The organism is Bacillus sp. m3-13 (assembly GCF_000175075.1).
GTDB classification, from domain to species: domain Bacteria; phylum Bacillota; class Bacilli; order Bacillales; family Bacillaceae_I; genus Sutcliffiella_A; species Sutcliffiella_A horikoshii_C.
The window spans coordinates 110,707-131,176 of the sequence record NZ_ACPC01000022.1; the positions used below are offsets into that span (position 1 = coordinate 110,707).

General features: G+C 43.8%; 24 protein-coding genes and 2 pseudogenes. 1 reads left to right on the top strand and 25 read right to left on the bottom strand.

Annotation, left to right across the window (positions count from 1 at the left end; translation table 11 throughout):
* Nucleotides 1-24 precede the first annotated feature (24 nt).
* The gene (locus M313_RS0116085) at nucleotides 25-1,002 is read right to left on the bottom strand and encodes a zinc-binding dehydrogenase (protein ID WP_010197667.1); all 978 of its coding nucleotides are present in this window, start codon (nucleotides 1,000-1,002) and stop codon (nucleotides 25-27) included.
* Nucleotides 1,003-1,020: 18 nt separating this feature from the next.
* Nucleotides 1,021-1,512, bottom strand: a complete 492-nt coding sequence (locus M313_RS0116090) for a lactoylglutathione lyase family protein (protein ID WP_010197668.1) — start codon at nucleotides 1,510-1,512, stop codon at nucleotides 1,021-1,023.
* Nucleotides 1,513-1,627: 115 nt separating this feature from the next.
* Here M313_RS0116090 and M313_RS0116095 point away from each other — a divergent pair, with 115 nt between their 5' ends.
* The gene (locus M313_RS0116095) at nucleotides 1,628-1,942 is read left to right on the top strand and encodes a winged helix-turn-helix transcriptional regulator (protein WP_010197669.1); all 315 of its coding nucleotides are present in this window, start codon (nucleotides 1,628-1,630) and stop codon (nucleotides 1,940-1,942) included.
* A gap of 52 nt (nucleotides 1,943-1,994) precedes the next feature.
* Here the strand turns inward: M313_RS0116095 and M313_RS0116100 are convergent, their stop codons facing one another.
* The 23 genes and pseudogenes from M313_RS0116100 to M313_RS0116210 form a co-directional block, all read right to left on the bottom strand.
* Complete coding sequence (locus M313_RS0116100) at nucleotides 1,995-4,037, bottom strand: catalase (protein ID WP_010197671.1); 2,043 nt, start codon at nucleotides 4,035-4,037, stop codon at nucleotides 1,995-1,997.
* A gap of 97 nt (nucleotides 4,038-4,134) precedes the next feature.
* Complete coding sequence (locus M313_RS0116105) at nucleotides 4,135-4,959, bottom strand: carbohydrate ABC transporter permease (protein WP_010197673.1); 825 nt, start codon at nucleotides 4,957-4,959, stop codon at nucleotides 4,135-4,137.
* Between the two features lie 10 nt (nucleotides 4,960-4,969).
* Nucleotides 4,970-5,923, bottom strand: coding sequence for a carbohydrate ABC transporter permease (locus M313_RS0116110; RefSeq protein ID WP_010197675.1), 954 nt, complete (start codon nucleotides 5,921-5,923; stop codon nucleotides 4,970-4,972).
* A 192-nt stretch (nucleotides 5,924-6,115) separates the two neighbouring features.
* Complete coding sequence (locus M313_RS0116115) at nucleotides 6,116-7,393, bottom strand: ABC transporter substrate-binding protein (protein ID WP_010197677.1); 1,278 nt, start codon at nucleotides 7,391-7,393, stop codon at nucleotides 6,116-6,118.
* Between the two features lie 30 nt (nucleotides 7,394-7,423).
* Nucleotides 7,424-8,215: a serine hydrolase domain-containing protein gene (locus M313_RS23850; RefSeq protein WP_010197679.1), complete on the bottom strand. Its 792-nt coding sequence runs from the start codon at nucleotides 8,213-8,215 to the stop codon at nucleotides 7,424-7,426.
* A gap of 229 nt (nucleotides 8,216-8,444) precedes the next feature.
* Complete coding sequence (locus M313_RS0116125) at nucleotides 8,445-9,305, bottom strand: MurR/RpiR family transcriptional regulator (RefSeq protein WP_010197683.1); 861 nt, start codon at nucleotides 9,303-9,305, stop codon at nucleotides 8,445-8,447.
* 193 nt (nucleotides 9,306-9,498) lie between these two features.
* On the bottom strand, nucleotides 9,499-9,891 hold the full coding sequence (locus M313_RS0116130) for a DUF1761 domain-containing protein (RefSeq protein ID WP_010197684.1): 393 nt from the start codon (nucleotides 9,889-9,891) through the stop codon (nucleotides 9,499-9,501).
* 32 nt (nucleotides 9,892-9,923) lie between these two features.
* Entirely contained in the window at nucleotides 9,924-10,859 is a 936-nt protein-coding gene (locus tag M313_RS0116135) for an AraC family transcriptional regulator (RefSeq protein ID WP_010197685.1), read from the bottom strand.
* Nucleotides 10,860-10,949: 90 nt separating this feature from the next.
* On the bottom strand, nucleotides 10,950-11,153 hold the full coding sequence (locus M313_RS23855; RefSeq protein WP_010197686.1) for a helix-turn-helix domain-containing protein: 204 nt from the start codon (nucleotides 11,151-11,153) through the stop codon (nucleotides 10,950-10,952).
* Nucleotides 11,154-11,284: 131 nt separating this feature from the next.
* Nucleotides 11,285-11,934, bottom strand: a pseudogene (gene deoC / locus M313_RS23860) (deoxyribose-phosphate aldolase).
* 186 nt (nucleotides 11,935-12,120) lie between these two features.
* Nucleotides 12,121-12,384: a EutN/CcmL family microcompartment protein gene (locus M313_RS25400; protein ID WP_029326561.1), complete on the bottom strand. Its 264-nt coding sequence runs from the start codon at nucleotides 12,382-12,384 to the stop codon at nucleotides 12,121-12,123.
* A pseudogene (gene eutM, locus M313_RS23865) lies at nucleotides 12,381-12,657 on the bottom strand (ethanolamine utilization microcompartment protein EutM). The gene M313_RS25400 and the pseudogene eutM overlap by 4 nt, the downstream one beginning before the upstream one ends.
* Nucleotides 12,632-12,943, bottom strand: a complete 312-nt coding sequence (locus tag M313_RS23870) for a EutN/CcmL family microcompartment protein (protein WP_010197693.1) — start codon at nucleotides 12,941-12,943, stop codon at nucleotides 12,632-12,634. The pseudogene eutM and the gene M313_RS23870 overlap by 26 nt, the downstream one beginning before the upstream one ends.
* A 16-nt stretch (nucleotides 12,944-12,959) precedes the next feature.
* Nucleotides 12,960-13,415, bottom strand: a complete 456-nt coding sequence (locus M313_RS0116165; protein WP_010197694.1) for an RpiB/LacA/LacB family sugar-phosphate isomerase — start codon at nucleotides 13,413-13,415, stop codon at nucleotides 12,960-12,962.
* 3 nt (nucleotides 13,416-13,418) lie between these two features.
* Nucleotides 13,419-14,258, bottom strand: coding sequence for a triose-phosphate isomerase (gene tpiA / locus M313_RS0116170; protein ID WP_010197695.1), 840 nt, complete (start codon nucleotides 14,256-14,258; stop codon nucleotides 13,419-13,421).
* Nucleotides 14,259-14,275: 17 nt separating this feature from the next.
* The gene (locus M313_RS0116175; RefSeq protein ID WP_029326563.1) at nucleotides 14,276-14,554 is read right to left on the bottom strand and encodes a BMC domain-containing protein; all 279 of its coding nucleotides are present in this window, start codon (nucleotides 14,552-14,554) and stop codon (nucleotides 14,276-14,278) included.
* Nucleotides 14,555-14,679: 125 nt separating this feature from the next.
* Nucleotides 14,680-16,113, bottom strand: coding sequence for an aldehyde dehydrogenase family protein (locus M313_RS0116180; protein ID WP_010197697.1), 1,434 nt, complete (start codon nucleotides 16,111-16,113; stop codon nucleotides 14,680-14,682).
* A gap of 2 nt (nucleotides 16,114-16,115) precedes the next feature.
* Nucleotides 16,116-16,415: a EutN/CcmL family microcompartment protein gene (locus M313_RS0116185; protein ID WP_010197698.1), complete on the bottom strand. Its 300-nt coding sequence runs from the start codon at nucleotides 16,413-16,415 to the stop codon at nucleotides 16,116-16,118.
* Nucleotides 16,416-16,816: 401 nt separating this feature from the next.
* Nucleotides 16,817-17,101, bottom strand: coding sequence for a hypothetical protein (locus tag M313_RS0116190; protein WP_010197699.1), 285 nt, complete (start codon nucleotides 17,099-17,101; stop codon nucleotides 16,817-16,819).
* A 107-nt stretch (nucleotides 17,102-17,208) separates the two neighbouring features.
* Complete coding sequence (locus M313_RS26675; protein WP_010197700.1) at nucleotides 17,209-17,331, bottom strand: hypothetical protein; 123 nt, start codon at nucleotides 17,329-17,331, stop codon at nucleotides 17,209-17,211.
* Nucleotides 17,322-17,999, bottom strand: coding sequence for a phosphate propanoyltransferase (locus tag M313_RS23875; protein ID WP_010197702.1), 678 nt, complete (start codon nucleotides 17,997-17,999; stop codon nucleotides 17,322-17,324). Before M313_RS23875 ends, M313_RS26675 begins: the two co-directional genes overlap by 10 nt.
* A 4-nt stretch (nucleotides 18,000-18,003) precedes the next feature.
* On the bottom strand, nucleotides 18,004-18,954 hold the full coding sequence (deoR, locus tag M313_RS0116205; protein ID WP_010197703.1) for a DNA-binding transcriptional repressor DeoR: 951 nt from the start codon (nucleotides 18,952-18,954) through the stop codon (nucleotides 18,004-18,006).
* Between the two features lie 563 nt (nucleotides 18,955-19,517).
* Entirely contained in the window at nucleotides 19,518-20,468 is a 951-nt protein-coding gene (locus tag M313_RS0116210; protein WP_010197704.1) for an ABC transporter permease, read from the bottom strand.
* Between the last annotated feature and the right edge of the window lie 2 nt (nucleotides 20,469-20,470).

Here is a 20,470-nt window from a genome sequence, read left to right on the forward strand (position 1 = left end):
TTCCTACTTTAAGCATCCTACAGCCTACATCTTCACAATAATCTTCCCTCTTACATGCCTTCCTTGCAGCTTCTTCAGCCCTTCCACCAACTCTTCACGCGGAATAACCTCTGAAACAAGGGATTCCAACCGACCATCTTTCACCTTGCCCATGAGCTCTTCTGCCATGAAAGCCAGATTGCTGACTGCTCGATCTTCGCCACTAGCGTGTGCAGCCCCTAGCGCCACCTCATGGATCGATGGAGACAAGGAGAATGGTTTGACACCGGAAAGGTCTGGAGCGCCTGCAATGTACGCCAGATGACCGGAGAATGCAAGACGTTCTAAATCTTCTGTTGCCACTTCTCGGCCAACTGTGTTTAAAATCAAATCGGCACCTCGTCCGTTTGTTTCTTCCATAATGCGGTCTGTCACACTTTCTTCTTTGTAATCAATAGCGACATCCGCTCCGAGATTCTTTACCCAATCGTGGTTGGATTTAGATGCAGTTGTAAATACTTTCAGCCCCTGCATTTTTGCCAATTGAATGGCAAAACCTCCAACACCACCGGCACCTGCATGAATAAGAATATTCTTCTTATGGGTAGTATTCAATTTTTGAACGACGGCTTCATATGCAGTCATCCCCGCACACAAAATAGATGCCGCATCTTCAAAAGAAACTTCATCAGGAATACGCCCCGCTGCTCGTGCATCCACAACCGCAAGTTCTGCAAACGCACCTTTTTTAGCCAAGTTTGTGTGGACTGCAACGCGGTCGCCAGCTTTAAAGCCGCTAACGCCTTCTCCTACAGAAACCACCTCACCAGCCAGATCCACACCGACAATATGCGGATAGCTCCAAGCAGGGTTGCCGTTGGTAGCAACTTTATAATCGACAGGATTTAGCGCCACTGCTGTTACTCTTACTAACAGTTCCCCGTTCCCTTCTTTCGGGTCCGCAATCTCTCCCCATTCCATATGATCAAGACTGCCTGCTTCTTTTAACAACCATGCTTTCATAGCGTTTCCCCTCCTAAATTAATAAGCACCTTCTGAGTAAGTTAGTTCGTAGGAGTGCGAGTAAATCTCCACTAAATTACCGAATGGATCTTCACAGTAAACCATGCGATATGGTTTTTCTCCAGGGTAATATTCGCGAATTGGCATGCGCTGTTTGCCGCCATGCTCTACAATCTTCTCTACAAGCCCTTCTAGATCTGGGTCTTGCACGCAGTAATGGAAAATTCCTGTCTTCCAGTATTCAAAGTTGTTTTCCGGCTTTTCATTTTCCGGAAATTCAAATAGTTCGATTCCGATTTTATCTCCCGTTGCAAGATGTGCGATGCGGAATTTCCCCCACCCTTTTCCGAAAACATCGGTACACATCACACCAATTGCGGAGTCGTCCTCCACCACTTCAGCGGGTTCCATGATGACATACCAGCCCATCACTTCTGTATAAAACTTAACTGCCTGCTCCAAGTTTGGAACAGATAATCCTATATGTGAAAAAGTTCTTGGATATCTCATTGTTCTTCCTCCTAAAATAAAATAATTTGCTAATAATGTAATGGTAAAATATAATGCATTAATAAAAAAGTACGCACTTTTAGGTAACTGAGCAAAAGATGAAGGGATTGTTTATGTGGAACCTACCGAATTTCCTGTCAACCGTGCGCTGAATGTTATAGGTGGTAAATGGCGACCGCAAGTATATTGTGCCCTTGAAACCGGTCCTAGACGCTTCTCTGAGCTGGAAAGAGAAATTCCGGAAATTAACCGGAAAGTATTAACTGATCAGCTTCGAGAGCTTGAGCAATTAGGCATGGTCAAAAGAACCGAATTTCCAGGGAAAGTGTTGCATGTAGAATATGAACTAACAGAAGAAGCACTCACTCTCCAGCCGACCATGAAGTCGTTGTGTAAATGGGGAACTGGGGAATGTGAGGAAGAAAGGTAAAAGCAGCCCAAATTAGACAATTCGGGCTGCTTTTTTCCTGTTTAGGACTAATTTAAATTTCTTCCCTCTCCCAATGACGATGCGCCGAAACTGCATCGACAAAGCCAGACACAAACTGGTCCACTTCATCAGTGAGCACCACACCAGGAGCTCCTGAAACCTCCAGTTTCTCCAGCCACTGCTTGCCGTCATGGGTGGCGCCAATCGGTTTAAAATGATCGTAAGCTTCCTCTACAAAATAGGTGGTCTCTCGGTCAAACTTCCTGTCGACCTCTTTGCCACCAACTACGTAAAGCGCATCAAACAAGACTGAATCACATGTAAGGAACGTATGGTCCACGTCTAGCTCGACGCCGCCACTACCCTTCACTTTTCCTAGCTTGGCACTAATTAGTTCCGGCTGCATGCCTTGCCCTTTCAGGGATTCAAGAATGGATTTTACTTCTTTACCTTGGAAGTCATTTGAAATGATAACCCCCACTTTCCGTGTAGCAGGTTTCTTCACTGTATTTTCCTGGCTGAGTGCAGGAGATGATTTTGTTACAGAAGACCCTGACCCGCTAGGCTTATCAGCACCAATCGCTTCCGCCACCGCTACCGCAAGCTCCATGTTCACATTGGCAAACATATTGACTACCTGTTGCCTTACCTCTTCGCTTTTCACTTTTCCAAGCTCAAAGCTGAACGCTTGTTTGATGTGGTCTTTTTCAGGCTTTGACATGCTGTTCCAAAATAAAGTCGCTTGGGAAAAATGATCCTTGAAGCTGTCACTTCTTGTTCTCACTTTTCTACCTTCGACCTTTTCTTGATAATGGACATACCCGCCTTCCGCTTCACTTGCCGGTCTCGGGGTATTGGAAGCTAAAGAGTTCTTGTGATAGCTTACAGGGCCCTTATTGATCGTTTGACGACCGTAGCCATCACGCTGATTGTTATGGAACGGGCATACCGGCCTGTTGATAGGAAGCTCATGGAAATTAGGGCCGCCTAAACGAATAAGCTGGGTGTCTGTATAGGAAAACAGTCGCCCCTGTAACAACGGGTCATTGGAAAAATCAATGCCGGGTACGACATGCCCCGGGTGGAATGCCGCCTGTTCCGTTTCGGCAAACACATTGTCGACATTGCGATTCAGTGTTAATTTTCCGATGATTTTAACAGGCACATCTTCTTCCGGCCAAAGCTTCGTCGGATCAAGGATATCAAAATCGAACTTAAACTCATCCTCTTCTGCAAGAAGCTGAACGCCAAATTCGTATTCCGGGTAGTCTCCATTCTCAATCGACTCCCAAAGATCTCGACGATGAAAGTCGGGATCTTTTCCGTTGATTTTTTGGGCTTCGTCCCAAACCAGGGAATGCGTACCAAGCACCGGCTTCCAGTGGAATTTGACAAAATGAGCTTTCCCTTCTGCATTTACAAAACGGAACGTATGAACGCCAAAGCCCTCCATCATCCGGAGACTTCTGGGAATGGCGCGATCAGACATCGCCCACATGACCATATGGGCAGACTCCTGGTTATTTGCGATAAAATCCCAAAAAGTATCGTGGGCAGAAGCTGCTTGCGGCATTTCATTATGCGGTTCAGGTTTTAGTGCATGGACAAGATCAGGGAACTTTATCGCATCTTGTATGAAAAACACCGGAATATTGTTTCCAACAAGATCGTAATTCCCCTCTTCTGTATAAAACTTCGTTGAAAATCCACGCGCATCACGGACCGTTTCTGCAGAACCCCTAGAACCGGCAACTGTTGAAAATCGCACAAATACAGGGGTTTTTACGGAAGTGTCTTGCAGGAATTTGGCTTTTGTATATTTCTCCATTGATTCATATAGTTCAAACTCGCCATGGGCCGCAAATCCCCTTGCATGGACAATTCTCTCCGGGATGCGCTCATGGTCAAAGTGTGTCATCTTTTCTCTAAAATGGAAGTCCTCCATCAAGGTAGGTCCGCGTTCGCCTGCTTTTAAGGAGAACTCATCCTCTGAGACCTTGACACCTTGGTTGGTCGTCATGGTCTTCCCTTCATCCTCTACACGGTACTGATCTAATTGGTCATGTTTGCTTTGCTCGTTCACTTTTTTACTCAATTCGCCGCTCCACTCCTTAAATTAGATTATGTAAAAAAAGACATACCTTTTTTTACGTACCCTGTTAAAAAGAGGAACAAACCACCAATCAGACAAATTATTTTACAGCACCGGCTGTCAATCCATCCATAAATTGCTTAGATGCGACAAAGAATAAGATGATCATGGGAAGGGAGGATAAGGTCAATCCAGCAAAAAGTGTCCCCCAGTCCGCAGAATATTCCCCAAACAGGGAAAGCATGCCGACGGGAATCGTTTTTTTCATTTCATCGGTAATAAAAATTAATGGGAAAAAGAAATCATTCCATGAGGAGATGAAATTGATGATCATCACGGTCCCTAATGCAGGCCTAATTAATGGGATCAAAACGCTCCAAAGAATTCTAAGATCACTCGCACCATCCATTCTTGCCGCTTCCTCCAACTCCACCGGCATCGTCCGGAAGAATCCGGTCAATATGAGAATGGATAATGGAATCCCTCCTGCTGTATACATAAAAATAAGAGACCAAAGCGAATTCAACAATCCAAGGTCTTTCATTAAAATAAATAATGGCACAATCCCAAGTTTGATGGGAATCATCATCCCCATCAGGAAAAAGAAGAATAAGATATTATTCCACCAAAACGTATATCTAGCAATATAGAATGCTGCCAAAGATGTGGTAACCAATATGAGAAGCACAGATACGACACTGACAAACACACTATTGAAAAAGTAGGTACCAAATGGCACTTCCTCTAACAACCTCCTATACGTATCCAAGCTGAAGCTCTTTGGAAAAGAAAGAGGGTTCATAAAAATCTCGGCACTCGGCTTAAAGGATGACAATACCATTAACACAATGGGATACAAGCTGATTGTGGCGAATGCAAAGGCAATGATATAGTAAATTGGTCTCGTCCATAATGTTTGTTTCACCTTTTCCCACCTACATTTCCACTTGTTTTTTCTGCATGTATTTAAGTAATAGAGCTGTACATGTTGCGATAAACAAAAATAGTACGACAGCCAGTGCTGAACCAAGTCCGACTGCTGTTGAGTCTCCAGCTGCTGAACCGCCAAATGCTAAACGATAAAAGAATACTGCCAATAAGTCTGTGGAGTAATAAGGCTCTCCTTGTGACCCTTGCATAGCATAGACAAGTTCAAATGCCTCAAAGGATTGAATAAATGTTAAAACGGTCATAATCATGATTGAAGGTACCATCAACGGCAGAATGATTTTGGTAATCACATTCGCTCCGTTTGCCCCGTCCAATTTGGCGGCTTCCACTAGCTCCTTAGGGATGGATTGTAGTCCTGCCAGAAATATCAACATCGCAAATCCGATACCAAACCAGCAGTTCACCAAAATGATGGCCATAAGTGCCGTTTTAGGGTCCCCAAGCCATGCTTTCTGTAGTGATTCCATGCCAAACTCCCCTAAGATAACGTTAAGGGCACCAAAGTTTGGATTTAATATGAGCTTCCAAAGGAAACCTACTACGATGACAGACAATAAGCGAGGTAGGAAATAAGCAATCTTTAAGAATTCCGACCCTTTGATCCTTTTGTAAATGATAAATGCCAATACGAAAGCTATTCCGTTTTGAACAACCATCTGCACGGCAAAATAAACTACGTTATTTTTGGCTGCATTCCAGAACATGTTACTGAATGGTTGCAGGGTGAAGAGGTCGATGAAGTTTGCCAGCCCTACAAATGCCCCTCTTGTGATGCCATTCCATTCGTAAAAGCTGTATGATAAGGCCGCTACTAGTGGATATACGATGAAGATGCTGAAGATAAGCAGGGCGGGAATAGGGAAAAGATGGATAGCCCATCTTTTCCAGTTTCTCGTTTTCTTTTGTTTCACAATGGGTGTATTGGTTTCGATTTGCATATTCTCCGCCACCTTACTTATTATTGTGCTGTTTTGCTTGAACACCGCTGTTGATTTCCGCAAATGGCTTCGCTTTCCGCGGGGCGACCTTGAGCCTCCCTCACAACGCTTCAGGGATCTCAACATTGCCGCTACTCCCCCGCAGGAGTCTACGCCTTTTGCTCCAATCAACAGCTTTAAAACTATCACTACTTATTGAAACGGCTCAAACCAAGCCTCTGTGTTTTCTTGCAATGTTTTCACAACCCCGTCTACGTCTTGTTCACCGATATACATTCCTTGAAGTTCGGTTTCAATGGTTACTTTGGAAGATGGGTTCCCACCTGCAAAGTAAACAAGCATCATGTATGGCGTAGAATATTCGCTTACTGCTTTGCTAAGTTCGTTCACTAATTCATTGTCGGATTGAACGCCTGGGATAGCGCTGATCATCTTAAAGTTTGTTGTGAAAAGTTCACCAAACTCTTCTGTTGTTAAGAATTCGAGGAATTTTTTTGCTTCTTCCTTGTGCTCGGAGTTTGCGTTAATTCCGAATGAACCATCCACCCATGTTGTAAGGGTAGGCTCTCCACCAACTGCTGATGGCATTGGGAAGAAACCAAGTTCTAAGTCTGGATTCATTTCACGCAACACTTCGATTTCCCAGCTGCCTAGAGGAAACATAGCTGCTTGACCTGTGAAGAAAAGTGTACGGATATCTTCCATGCCAAGTCCTTCTGAGTTGTTAGGGAAATATTCTTTAAGATCCTCCATTACTTGAATGGATTTTACAAACTCAGGGCTTGTAAAATCCGTTTCCCCTTTCGAGATTTTTTCTACAAATTCGTTACCACCCCAGTGTGCAGGGCCAAAAATTCCGTGTGCAAGGGAGAGCAACCAGCCTTCTTTTGTTCCGAACGCCAGTGGTGTAACACCTTCAGATTTTAACTTTTCATTAATGGCAATAAACTCATCCCACGTTTTTGGCTCTTCAAGCCCATGTTCTTTAAAAATAGCTTTATTGTAAAATACTTGTGTTGTACTTAAGTTCAAAGGAACACCATATTGTTTGCCATCTTCTCCTCTTGATGCCTGTAATGTTTCATCAGGAAAAGTATCTAATCCGTTTAAGCCATCAATTGGTTCTACATAGCCTGCTTTTGCCAATTCAAGACCTGGTGCATATGGACGCAGATGAATGATGTCTGGACCTTCTCCTGCTTGCAGGGAAGTGTTTAGGATTGTGTTATACTCCGTATTTTTGGACGGTTTGAATTCCACTTTGATGTCTGGGTGTTTTTCGTTGAATGCCTCAATTACTTTTTGGTAGTTCGCTGAATCCTCTGTTCTCCAACTTCCGATAGTCAGTGTAACGCTGTCTTCGTCATTGTTGTCGCTGTTTGATCCTCCAGATTCGTTGGAGCAAGCTGTAGAAACGATTAGCATTAGCGCCATTAAACTCAATAACCAAATTCTCCCTATACCTTTCACCGAAAATCCCCCTTGTTATAAAAAGAATATTTATGAAGTCTCCCCTTGGATGGAGGAGTAAATCATCGAGTGCAATGTTTTCCTGATGGTTCGTATGTTGGTAGACCTGCCGTAATGAACGGCATTGGTAAGGAATGCAACAATCAGTTCATTCTGGGGGTCGACCCAAACACTGGTGCCGGTGAAACCTGTATGGCCGAAGGAACCTTTTGGCCAGTTTTGCCCGCATGACAACGGTTCCCCTTCCCCGTTCCATACTTCAAATCCAAGTCCACGGTTCGCTTGCTTATGGAGCGTAGACAGTCGCATCATCTCTGGTGAAATAACATTCTGTTCATCTGGATATAAAAAGTGCTCAGCGAACTTGGCAATATCTTTGGCAGTGGAAAATAACCCGGCACTGCCGCTCACTCCTCCCAGGTGCAAAGCTTTTTCATCATGAACTTCTCCTTGTATGTAGCGAGTTCCAAATTTTTCTGTCGAAGCAGAAAACGCTTTCATATTTAAGGGGGGTTTATAGCCAGTATTTTGTAATCCCCAGGGTGTAAAAATATGTTCCTTCGTAAAGGTATCCAGTGGCTGACCAGTAATTTTTTCAATGATTTTCCCTAATAGAATCATGCCTAAATCACTATAAGCAACGGATATCCCCGGATCCTGCCGAAGCTCCGTCTGATAAATTCCCTCCATCACATCCCTTTGCCCATCCCTTGCCACATACGGAAGATCTGGCGGCAACCCGGAGCGGTGAGTGAGCAGGTCCTCCACCTTCACTTTTTTATGTCTGAAATCAGGCAAATAAATGCTGCACTTGCTTTTCAAGGTGCAAGTCTCCTTTGCTCAATAACAGTAGACTTGCAGGAAGAGTCGCCACCACTTTGGTCAAGGAGGCCACATCAAATAAAGTATTTTTCCTTTACTGGATAGTTCTTCTCATCTGCCCCTATAAAGCTACCGACGGATTTACAACACTGAATTTGCTTTTTTCTTGGTTACATAAAGGACCGCTCCCGGCAGCTCCTTGTTTTCTATTAAGCTATTAATATAATTTTCATACATGCCGCTTGGACGCCTCCACTGCTTTACGCGTTTTATCCAATGCTTTGATATTCCGTTCTTGATCTAGTTTCATTACACCGAAAAACAATATATCGATGACATTCAACTGTGCAATCCTGGAGCTCGTTGCACCACTTCGTACATTCCGCTCTAAGCTTGTGGTGTTCAATTTCACATCTGCAATTGCAGATGTAGGATTCTCTCCTGACCTAGTCAGTGTAATGACTGAAGCCCCGTTTTCTTTTGCTACTTTGAGCGATTCAATGATATCCTTCGTATGACCGCTATAGGAAATGCCAAATGCAACATCGGTTTCCGATAGATTGGCAGCAATGGTTACCTGGGTGTCTTTATCATAAGCAGCTTCGCACCACCGGTTAATCCGGGTTAGCTTCTGTTTAAAGTCCATGGCAATAAGGCCGGATGCTCCGATCCCATATACTGCAACAATTCTTGCTTTTGAAATCAGCTCAATGGCTTTCTCTAACTCCGCTTCATCCAACACCCCCACCGTGTTATGGATTGCCTGAATATTGTTTTGAGAAACAGAGTGAATCATCGAAGACACCGAGTCATCTATTGGAATATCCTCATAACCTTCTAGATTCTTTTCCGCTTTCGCCTTTGCCAAGTCATAGGCAATTTTTAATTTTAGTTCCTTAAACCCCTTGCATCGAAGCGATCGGGATAGTCGGATGATGGTCGCTTCGCTGACCTGAGTATTTTCTGCAAGCTTTTGAATGGATATGTTTATCACGTCTGCAGGTTTTTCCAAAATGAATTCTGCTACTTTTCGTTCTGATGGCTTGAAAGTGTGTAAACTTTCCTGGATAAAAATTAATTCTTTATTCATATTGGCTTCCTCTATTTTCAGATATTTCTTACTTTTCATTTTATTAAATAAAGTTTCATAAATCAATTACTATTTTGTAGTTTTGTTTCACAGGACTTTCGGTCTATGAATGCTTATTGCAAGTGAAAGGTCGGCAACACAAAATAAAAAAGCACTACACCGGAAATGAATCCGCCATAGTGCTTATTTAACCTTACATTCCATTTATGACTCCATGCACCGTACCTAGCAATGCAAAAATAATGAGATGGTCTCCTACCGCTATAAAGAATGCTTTTTTAGTTACGAGACCAAACAAAGTATTTTTTAAATAGACAAGAGTAATTATTATTCCTATTAATGAACCTACTATCAGACCGCTCAGAATGCCTTCTGCTCCTGCTGCCTGCACGAAAGATGCTACTATGGAAGAGCTAACAAATGCAATCATTATAGACACAACATATTTAAGCGGACCTTCCGTCTGTTTAAATGGCGTTTCTTTCTTTTTTCCAAGCATGATTGTGTAATAGATTCCTCCATAAACTGCATACAGAATAGCACCTATAAGTATTGCAACAACATTCAATTCAGACCAATCCATCATTTTATCTATTCTCCTCTTTTTGGCTTTTACTTTTATTTCGGCTCAATGGCTAATGCAATGGCCTTCACTCTAACATCTACTCCCAAGCTACCTTTTTTAGGTTTTATGGTTATAAGCTCCATTGGGTTATCCAAGTATTTATATCCGCTTTTAGGAAGCCAAAAACTGTATAGCTCCGAGTAGCACTCTATTAGCTTATTCCTTTCCACATAATCCACAGGCTCATCAAACTCATAGACTACATGCTTTCCCCCTTTGAACTGATAGGTCTCTAGAGTATCGCACATCAACCCTTCCACAGCTAGGTGACAATCATATCTGCTCATTTGCGCCGGAGTTATAAATGGATTACTTTTAGGCACCCCAAATATGAACGTGTTGTCGGTAATAATATCTCGAGCCTTGGCCCAATGGTACACCTTCTCCCAAACATCTGGTATCCCTTGTGTGTATGGACCGACATTTTGCTTCTTCACAGTTGTGCACACTGGAAATTCCATGACCTTCACTTTTTCAAGATCGAGCCACTGGTATTTATTATATCCGTTGTTGTTTTGCTGTTCTTGCTCCATATTGCGAAGCTGTTTAGATTTCTTGCTATTATCAGCATATTCTCGTGGAAATCTCTCTAGATAGGCACCTTCTCTCCAATTTGTAGGACTGCATTGAAAATATGTATGAAAAGAAGTTGTAAAGTAAGAAAGAGAAGAAAAGCCACACATAAACGCAATTTGCGTAATGGGTACGCTATGTTCGTATATTAATAAATGCGCAGCTTTTTCAATCCTAAGGCGTTTCACATAATTAGCTGGAGTTCCCCCTACCTGCGCTTTAAAAATGCGTTGAAAATGAAAGGGAGAGTAAGTAGAAATGGAGGCTAGCTTTTCAAGGCTAAGTGGGCTCTCTAGGTTATTTTCTATATATTCCTCGACTTTATTTATCAGTTTTTCTTGTTCGGAAGTATGCATTGTTTTTCTCCTCATTTGGATGTTCTTTCTTTTTATTATAACCAATAAACGAAAAGAACCGGATAAACATCCGGTTCCTTCTCCAATCTTTTATATGGACATATCTCCTACAGCGAAAGAGCATCTTAATACTTCAGAGAGTTTATGTAAGGTAGATACCTGCACATCCAAGGTCCCAGCTTCTATTGCAGCGATGGTGTCTGCCGGCAGTCCTGTTAGCATGGCAAGTTGATCAATTTCTATCTCTTGTCTTGTTCTTGCATTCTTTAGTTGATTTCCGATATGTTTCACCATAATCCCCCTTCTGTTAACACAATTGCAAACGCTTACAACATATTATATAAAAATATTTAGAATTTTTCAATATTAAAATAACAGGACGCCGATGAACTTGCATCTTAAGCATCCTGTTATCCAATCTTGTCTTAATATCCAGTTCCTTTTCCGCCTGTAACAATCGCAATTCCAGAGCTAGCACCGATTCTTGTAGCACCTGCCTGAACAAGCTTTCTTGCCGTATCCAGGTCACGTACACATGCAGACGCCTTAACGCCCATGTCAGGGCCAACTGCTTCGCGCATAAGCTTAATGTCTTCTGCTGTTGCACAGCCTGGTCCGAAGCCTGTGGAGGTTTTGACGAAATCCGCTCCAGCCATTTTTGCTAGAATACAAGTCTTTTTTCTTTTCTTCTGTTTCCAAAAGACCTGTTTCGATGATGACTTTAACTGGTGCATGACCTTTAGCAGCAAGTACGACCGCTTCGATGTTCTTTTTTGACGGTTTCAAAGTCGCCGGATTTAAGGGCACCGATATTCATAACCATGTCAATTTCCGTTGCTCCACTTGCAATTGCATCACGTGTTTCAGAAACTTTCACAAAACTGTTAGTAGCACCAAGCGGGAAGCCGACTACCGTTGTAATACCCACATTGGAACCCTTTAGTTCTTGAGCAGCTGTGGACACCCAGAAAGGATTCACACATACTGTTGCAAAGTTGTATTCTTTCGCCTCTTCACAAAGCTTGATGACCTGCTCTTTTGTGCTTTCCGGCTTTAGTAGCGTATGGTCAATCATTCTTGCGATCGAAGGTCCTGTGATCAGGTTGGATGATGCATGTGTAAAAGAATTCCCGTTTGTTGAAGTGGTATTGGAAGCTGCAGGTTTTCCTTCTGCAAGCTGTTGTTTATTTGTCAGTTGTTCCATAATTTGATTCGTAATTTGTTCCACCAATGCTTCCATTTGCATTGTGTTCACCTCACATTAATTTAATCGGTCGACAATTCCGGCAATGACGGCATCAAAAGAACCTTTGGGATCTCCTAATATATCTCTTGCCGCTCCACCCTCTTCTAGTATGAGCACATAGTCGCCAGCTCCTGCGTGAAAGCGGTCGAAGGCTATCATGGCATCGCCACACTCCTTGCCGCTCGCGTCCACTGGAATAACGACCATGAGCTTTTTGTTTTGATGACTTGGTGTTTTAATCGTCGAAACGACATTTCCAACGACTTTAGCTAGTTTCATAGAGTGTTAGGAAGGATTTTTTCGATATCGGAATGTGGTCTTGGGATCACATGCACGGATAGGAATTCGCCAACACGTTGCGCTGCATCTGCCCCTGCTTCTGTTGCCGCTTTTACAGCTCCTACATCACCGCGTACCATGACAGTGATTAATCCGCCGCCCACTTGAACTTTTCCTACTAACGATACGTTTGCTGCCTTCATCATAGCGTCTGCTGCTTCGATTGCCCCTACTTAAACCTTTTGTTTCAATCATTCCTAATGCGTTGCTCATTTATATTTCCTCCATTTCGTTTTACGTTGTAATAGTCAATGATTCCAAGTATTCCCGCGTCTGATGCGACAAGGTCTTTGTTCAATGGCAGAGAGGATTCCCTGCTTTTTGCAAGATAAACAAGGTCCCCTTCTCCTGATTGACCGATTGTGTCAATAGCAACAAGTGGTTTTCCTTTATCCTGCAACTGATCATCTACTGGTTGGACGATTAATAGCTTCAACCCTTTCAAGCTCTCGTCTTTATGGGTACAGATCATGTTTCCAATCACTTTTGCTACGAACATAGACTTAAACCTGCTTTCAGCGTTTAATAAAACGACTTTCGATTTCCATTACTTTGGTGACACGACGGTCATGGCGGCCGCCAGCGAAATCAGTTTCCAGCCATTTTTTCACCAATTGCTTGGCAAGGCCTTCCCCGATGAACTGGCCACCGATGGATAAAACGTTCGCGTTATTGTGCTCGCGGCTGTTAATGACAGAGGACAAGTCCCAACATACAGCTCCCCGGACACCCGGTATCTTATTCAATACCATGCCGCTTCCAACGCCTACTCCATCAATCATGATGCCAACGTAATCTGGATTAGTAGCGACGCACTCCCCAACAAGGAACGCTATATCCGGGTAATCCACTGATTCTTTCGCTTTGCAGCCAAAATCAAGGTATTCGTATCCTAGCTCCGTCAAGTAGCCTTTTAAAGCCTCTTTTAGCTCGTATCCACCATGGTCGCTACCGATTGCAACTTTTTTCATTTTCTACGCTCCTTTGGCAAATACAGCGATTATTTTCTGAAAAGAATCCACCTGCAAACTCGCACCGCCGACAAGTACTCCATCGATGTCCGTCATGGAAGCGAACTCTTGTGCATTGTTTTCATTTACAGATCCGCCATATAAAATGCTGACCTTCTCTGCGTTCTGTAAGTCCAAGTATTCAAGGACAGAGCGGATATATCCGTGAATTCGCTGTGCTTCTTCCGCTGTTGCGGATTCCCCGGTTCCGATTGCCCAAACCGGCTCATAGGCGAATACCACCTGAGACACATCCATACCATCCATGGCGCCGAGTATTTGCTTGGTCAGCACCTTTTCTGTTTGGTCCTGCTGCTTTTGTTCCAATGTTTCCCCAATGCAGATGACAGGGGTCAGCCCCCTTTTTAAGGCTTGTTTTGCTTTTTGATTCACGGTTGCATCATCTTCTAGTGCATATTGCCTTCTTTCAGAGTGTCCGATGATGCAGTAGGAGCAGCCGATCTCCTTTAACAGGCTTGCTGCCGTTTCCCCCGTGTAGGCGCCTTTATCTTCTTGGTGAACATTTTGGGCGCCAATTTGTATCTCTTTCTTTTGTCCTTGTACGTAAAGCTTGGCGGGATACAGGAGTGGGGCTGGTGGGCAAACCACCACTTCCACTCCGTTTCCTTCTTTAATTTGTTGAAGAAAATCCAGAGTTTCCTGGATGTTCTTGTTCATTTTCCAATTGGCGATGACGTATTGCTTCCTGCCGGTACTGGATGGCAAGTTGTTTAATGAACCTGCGGACTCTTCTATTGCCTCTTGGACAAGTTGTTTGATATAGGCTTTTATGGATTGATCCATCCTGCTCTACCTATTTCCTATTTCGCTGCCGGTAGAATTCCGTTTACTTCGGAGTTTGGACGTGGGATGACGTGTACAGATACTAGGTTTCCAACTCTTCCTGCTGCATCCGCGCCAGCTTCTGTTGCCGCTTTTACAGCTCCTACATCACCGCGTACCATTACTGCTACAAGTCCGCCGCCTACGAATTCTTTTCCTACAAGTGTTACGTTTGCTGCTTTTACCATTGCGTCTGCTGCTTCAATTGCCCCGATTAGACCTTTTGTTTCGATCATTCCTAAAGCTTCTTGACTCATTTGAATTCCTCCTAGTGGTTGTTTAATAGTTTTGGTTTTTGTTTGCTTTTTTGCTTTTTTAGGTGGTTCTACAGGCTGTCCCTCTTGAGGTAGTTCATTCAGTTCTGCCATTTTTCATCCCCCTCCTAAATAATTCTGAAGCCGTCTACCAGCACGCATCTTCTTTGGCGGGTGAAGGTTTTGGCTGAAGTCAGCCCTTCTCCCGTCGGACCTGCGATGGTAAGGGTGGTAAACCCTTCGCTCTGATATCCAAGACCTGCAACAGACGGACCGTTTTTCACGAAAATGGTCGCTTGGATTTCTTTTGCCATCTTTGTCAGGTTGGTGACATTTTGAGAATGCATGATGGCAGTGTGTCGGTTGCCTTTTTCAGCTTTGACTGCCAGGCTGATTGCTTTATCCACATCTGACACCCTAACGATTGGCAGGATTGGCATCAGCATTTCTGTGTGCACCAGTGGGTGATCTTCCTTTGTTTCAGCAATGATGAGTTTGACGTTTGAATCAGATCTGATGCCTGCGGCTTCAAGCAGGACCGATGCGTCCTTTCCGATAAAATCGCGGTTCGGATAGTATTTCTCGCCTTTTTTAACTAAAATCTTCCCCAGAAGCTTTTCCAACTGGTAACCTTTCAGCTCGACGGCTCCATTTTTGGTCATCTCGCTTTTTAAGGTGTTGGCTACTTTTTCAACCACGAACACTTCTTTTTCCGCGGTACAAAGAACATTGTTATCAAAGCTTGCGCCAGTTACGATGTCTTTGGCAGCCTTGGAGATAATGGCTGTTTCATCCACGACCACCGGTGGGTTTCCCGGGCCAGCGGCGATTACTTTTTTTCCGGCACTCATTGCCGCCTGTACCACGATGCCACCGCCAGTGACGACTAAGGCTCTTACTTTCGGGTGCTTCATCACTTCGTTGGACGTTTCAATGTTTGGACTGGCAACGGAAGTGAGGGTGTTTGCTGGCCCGCCAGCTGCCACAATCGCCTCGTTCAAAAGTTGCATCGTTTTAATAGATACTTGTTTAGCACTTGGGTGTGGGTTAAAAACAACCGCATTCCCTGCTGCTACTAGAGAAATAGAGTTATTGATGATGGTTGCTGCAGGGTTCGTGGATGGGGTGATGGCACCGTAAACACCAACCGGTGAGTATTCCACAAGGGTCAGACCCCCGTCCCCGGAGTAGGTGGTGGCCACAATGTCCTCCACTCCAGGTGTTTTGTCGGCAGCCAAGAGGTTCTTCGCCACCTTGTCCTCCACCCGACCAAGTCCTGTTTCTTTTACTGCGAGTTCTGCCAGTGCTTTTGCATGCTCACGGCTCACTTCCCGCATTTTTTCAATCATGTTTTTTCTTGTTTCAAGCGAAGTTGCTCTCAGCTTGTCCCACGCTTCTGTTGCTGCTTCTGTTGCTTGGTCAACGGTTGTAAACACGCCGTTTCCAAGTGGCACTTCATTGCTGCCCTGTTCTGAGGCAGGTGAGGGTTGCTTGCTTTCATCTCCAAGCTGGGCAAGGACTTGAGCAACCATTTCCTTTATGTCGCTTTCCTTAATTTGCACAATCAATTACCTCCTTTTGAAAAGGTGAGGGTACCGTTTAGCTCGATTTGATCAACGATTCCCACGATGGCGGCGTCGACCGGTACCCCGTTCGTAATTTCTGTCTGCCTCGCAGAACTTCCGCTAACGATTAATACCACTTCACCAACGCCAGAGCCAACGGTGTCGATGGCAACGAGGGGCTTGCCATCTTCTTCGATTGTTGTCATGTCCAGTGGTGTGACGATTAGCAATTTTTTGCCTTTTAGTTTTTCTGCTTTGGTGGTGGCGACGATGGAGCCTGTCACTTTAGCAATAATCATGAGTTCATTGCCTCCTTTCTAGGAGCATGATGCTTTTGGTTAATGTTAACCGTTCCTTTTCGCTGCAGGCACTCGCTTTCCGCGGGGCGACCTTGAGCCTCCTCACTTCGTTGCGGGGTCTCAACATTGTCGCTACTCCCCCGCAGGAGTCGAGTGCCTTCCGCTCCAATCCACTAGTCTCTTCATACCTATGTTTTCTTTTTGTATCTCAATCTTCATTTCTCTTGCCATGTCTTTGGCGACGGGGGGTGATTTTGCTTTCTTTTGGAACGGTGATGGTTTTTTATGTTTTCTCTTGCTGCATGTTCAATGTGTTTTGCCATGATAAGTGGTTGTTTTTCTTTTGTACTGTTGATGCTGTTCTTTGGCTGTCTGTAAAAGTTGCTTTAACGGGACCCACTTCACTTGGTTCTTTTTGGGTGGTGCGCAGGTAACTTTGCAGTTTTCCCTGAACAGAATGTGGTGCAAGGATTTGTTTGGTATACCCCAAGCTCGACTTCGTTGTGGGCAATAACGATTGGCTTGCCTAACAGCTGAAATTGGATCGCTGTGTGGATTGCTCGATCGTCATCCACCATCAATGCAAGTTTTGATACTAATTGAAAAGAGGCAACCGGCAGGATAAGCAGGTCTGTAAAATTCCAAAGCTTCTCTAATTGTGGGTAGTCTGCTTGGTCTAAAGACAAAACATCCTGCTCCCCCTTTAAGCAGTTCCTCCCACTCCTTTGAAGCTACTAATTGCACTTGGAAGGACTGCCTGATTTCCGTAACCGCTTTCAAAATAAGTTTTGGATTACTGGAGAAATAATTTAAAAGAACGGTGATGGTCGGTTTTTCCTGACTGTTTTTCCTGCTCGGACATGTACGCTTCGACCGCCTGCCTAACAAGCTCCTTAACCTTTTCCTTTACATCCACATCCACAACCTCCCTCCGTACCTGGAGAACACTTTATGGCAGTGATTTCGCCAAGCTGGCCATTTCTTTATGTTGGCCGCATTCGCCTCATCGAGATCGATATGCATTTCTAGCCTGTATGTTGGAGAGATTCGAATAAGAACATTGGTGTAAGTGACGCCTCTGAGACCATCGACTTTTATATCCACCATGTCTCCGTCTTTCAAGCCAAAATTTTCTCCATCATCTGGGTGCATGTGGATATGACGGGAGGCACAAATCAATCCTTCGTCCAACTTCAGTTGACCTCTTGGACCCATTAGAATGATAGATTCTGACCCCTCTAACTCTCCAGACTGACGAATTGGCGGCGTAACGCCTAATGTAAACCCGTCAAAAAGAGAGATTTCCACTTGCGTTTTGCCTCGTGCCGGGCCCAAAACCCGTACATTAGGGATCCTCCCTTTTGGACCGATTAGTGTGACCGTTTCTTTTGCGGCAAACTGGTTCGGCTGCGAAAGGTCCTTTAACTTTTTCAGCTCATAGCCCCGCCCGAACAGCCGCTCCACATGCTCGTAAGACAAGTGGACATGCCTGTTGGATACAGCAATCGGGACCTGTTTTTTGGCTGTATGCATCGTGTTTTGAACCACCTCTTGCACCAGTGCCTTTATGGTTGCTCGATCCATAATTTTAACCCTCCCCCATTTCCAACAAAGCTTTTGCTGTATATTGATCGGTGATGAGGACATTGGCATACTTACCGTTCAGTGCCCCCATGATTCCTTCTACCTTTTTGTTTCCGCCTGCAACGAGAATGCTATATTCCTTTTCTGCAAGGTGCGTAAGCTCAATGCCTATTGTTCTTTCATTTAATGATTGATTGCTTATGTGTCCGTTTATATCGATGAACCGTGAGCAAATATCTGCGACTGTTTCGTTTTTCTTTAACGTCTCCACATCGCTGTCTAAAAAGTAACCTGCTCTCATCAAAGTGGATTGTTCGCCAGCTTCCCCTACTGTGTAAACAGCGATATTGGCCTTTTTACCAATCTCCAGAACCTTGTTAATGTGGCGGTCAGCGACAATTGCCTGCTTTACGACTGGATGATCGACAACTGCCGGGACAGGGAGGAAATGTGGTGTAGTATGGAAAGCCGTTGCCAGCCCATTAATAATGTCAGCGGCATGCGTATTTAGCTCGGAATAACTGACGCCACCATTCAATTGCACGATTTTCACATCATGCACACTTTTAGGGTTGAGCTGCTGAGACAATTGATAGAGTGTCGTACCCCAGGTAATACCGATCGTATCGCCCGTTTTCACGATGCCATATAAATACTCCGCTGCTGCCTCCCCAACTTTTTGCTTAATATGACTATCTTCATACGCAGGGACGGAGGCAACCACACAAGCTTTAAGCCTAAATCTTTCTTTTAGTTGAGTGGCCAGTCCATTCACATCTTCTGTTGGATCACAAATCTTGATATGTACAACCCCGTCCTGTTTGGCCTGATCTAAAAGCCGCGATACAGTAGGGCGTGAGACGCCAAGCGTTTTGGCAATCTCCTGTTGGCTATAATTAAAGAGGTAATACATTTTAGCCACTTCTACTAAACGGGCTATCTTTTCATTTTGCATACTCGTTTCACCCGATTTTCAAATTATGTTCACTGTAGGTGTACAAAATTGTTTAGAATTTTGGTGATTCTTGTTGAATGATAGTCTTCTTCTATGCAAATTAATAATTTGGTGAACGTTTGTAAATTTACACTTGAACATATGTTAATTTAATTATAAACCTAGCGAAAATTCTGTCAACACATTTTATTCTTAATAGTCAGATATGTAAGCGTTTAAAATGGGTGTGGAATTTATATTATTAGAATAAGAGTTGCTATAATAAACAAATTTTGACATATATTAGAGCAAAAGCATTAAAAATAATAAGTATCTGGTACACAAATTAACCCGAAAATTATCCGGATCTGCATTCAAAAACCATTTACTGTCCAAACTTGCCCATTTACTGTCCGTATTGAGGGAAATACTGTCCAAAATTTGAAAATACAAGCCAAACTCACCCATTTACTGTCCAAACAGACTACAATACAAGCCAAGCGACAAATTACATTAAGATTCGACATATTTACAAAGCAATAAAAAAACACGCCCTCCATAAAGGAGAGCGTGTCTTGAAAGTTTTATCGTTTTCCGGAATCAAACGGTTCTCCCACCGCTTTTGGAGCTTGAGAGGATTTAGAGAACACGATTAACGCAATTAACGTTACAACGTATGGGAATACCTTCAAGAATACTGGCGGAATGACAGCTAAAGAAGGAATTACCTGTGAAACGTTCGCAACGGTAGTAGCAAATCCGAAGAACAGAGTTGCCGCCAGAATTCCAAGCGGTTTCCACTGCCCGAAGATTAAGGAAGCAAGTGCCAAGAAACCAAGTCCAGCTACTGTACCGTTAAATTCTCCTCCAGTTGTTACGATGAAGACCGCACCACCCAGACCTGAGAACGCTCCGGAGATCATAACACCGATATAACGCATTTTACTTACACTGATTCCTGCTGCTTCTGCTGCATGTGGATGCTCACCACATGAACGAAGGCGCAGTCCGAAAGGTGTTTTATAGAGCATGAATGCACTTACTAGCAAAATAGCTAGAACAAGCCATGTTGTTGCATATGTTCTAGTGAATAGCAAACTACCGATCACTGGAATATCCGATAAGAAAGGAACATTAAAAGGTTTTAATGTGCTGATTTGGATGTTTCCGCTACCTGTAATATTACGTGCCAAGAACACCGTGATAGCTGCAGCAATCATATTGATGGCTGTACCACTAATGATCTGGTTGGCATGAAGGTTAATACTTGCAAACGCATGAAGAAGGGAGAACAATAATCCCATCAAAGTAGCAAGTGCCAGACCGATCCAGATTGCTTTTTGTTGACCAGGCATCATTTCCTGCATGTTCAAAATGACAAGCGCTCCTGTAAATGCCCCAATGACCATTAATCCTTCTAAACCAATGTTAACAACTCCACTTCGCTCACTGAATAAAGCTCCTAGCGCTGTGATCAAAAGAGGGATAGTGAAGATGATTGCGTACGGTGCTATTTGTTGAATCACTGTCCACATAC

Bases quoted from the DNA above. Each gene is read 5' to 3' on its own strand.
- M313_RS0116085 (WP_010197667.1), bottom strand. From the start codon at position 1,002: ATGAAAGCATGGTTGTTAAAAGAAGCAGGCAGTCTTGATCATATGGAA.
- M313_RS0116090 (WP_010197668.1), bottom strand. From the start codon at position 1,512: ATGAGATATCCAAGAACTTTTTCACATATAGGATTATCTGTTCCAAAC.
- M313_RS0116110 (WP_010197675.1), bottom strand. From the start codon at position 5,923: ATGCAAATCGAAACCAATACACCCATTGTGAAACAAAAGAAAACGAGA.
- M313_RS0116125 (WP_010197683.1), bottom strand. From the start codon at position 9,305: ATGAATAAAGAATTAATTTTTATCCAGGAAAGTTTACACACTTTCAAG.
- M313_RS0116130 (WP_010197684.1), bottom strand. From the start codon at position 9,891: ATGATGGATTGGTCTGAATTGAATGTTGTTGCAATACTTATAGGTGCT.
- M313_RS0116135 (WP_010197685.1), bottom strand. From the start codon at position 10,859: ATGCATACTTCCGAACAAGAAAAACTGATAAATAAAGTCGAGGAATAT.
- M313_RS23855 (WP_010197686.1), bottom strand. From the start codon at position 11,153: ATGGTGAAACATATCGGAAATCAACTAAAGAATGCAAGAACAAGACAA.
- M313_RS25400 (WP_029326561.1), bottom strand. From the start codon at position 12,384: ATGAAACTAGCTAAAGTCGTTGGAAATGTCGTTTCGACGATTAAAACA.
- M313_RS23870 (WP_010197693.1), bottom strand. From the start codon at position 12,943: ATGTTCGTAGCAAAAGTGATTGGAAACATGATCTGTACCCATAAAGAC.
- M313_RS0116165 (WP_010197694.1), bottom strand. From the start codon at position 13,415: ATGAAAAAAGTTGCAATCGGTAGCGACCATGGTGGATACGAGCTAAAA.
- tpiA (WP_010197695.1), bottom strand. From the start codon at position 14,258: ATGGATCAATCCATAAAAGCCTATATCAAACAACTTGTCCAAGAGGCA.
- M313_RS0116175 (WP_029326563.1), bottom strand. From the start codon at position 14,554: ATGAGTCAAGAAGCTTTAGGAATGATCGAAACAAAAGGTCTAATCGGG.
- M313_RS0116185 (WP_010197698.1), bottom strand. From the start codon at position 16,415: ATGATTATTGCTAAAGTGACAGGCTCCATCGTCGCCACCACCAAAGCA.
- M313_RS23875 (WP_010197702.1), bottom strand. From the start codon at position 17,999: ATGGATCGAGCAACCATAAAGGCACTGGTGCAAGAGGTGGTTCAAAAC.
- deoR (WP_010197703.1), bottom strand. From the start codon at position 18,954: ATGCAAAATGAAAAGATAGCCCGTTTAGTAGAAGTGGCTAAAATGTAT.
- M313_RS0116210 (WP_010197704.1), bottom strand. From the start codon at position 20,468: ATGTGGACAGTGATTCAACAAATAGCACCGTACGCAATCATCTTCACT.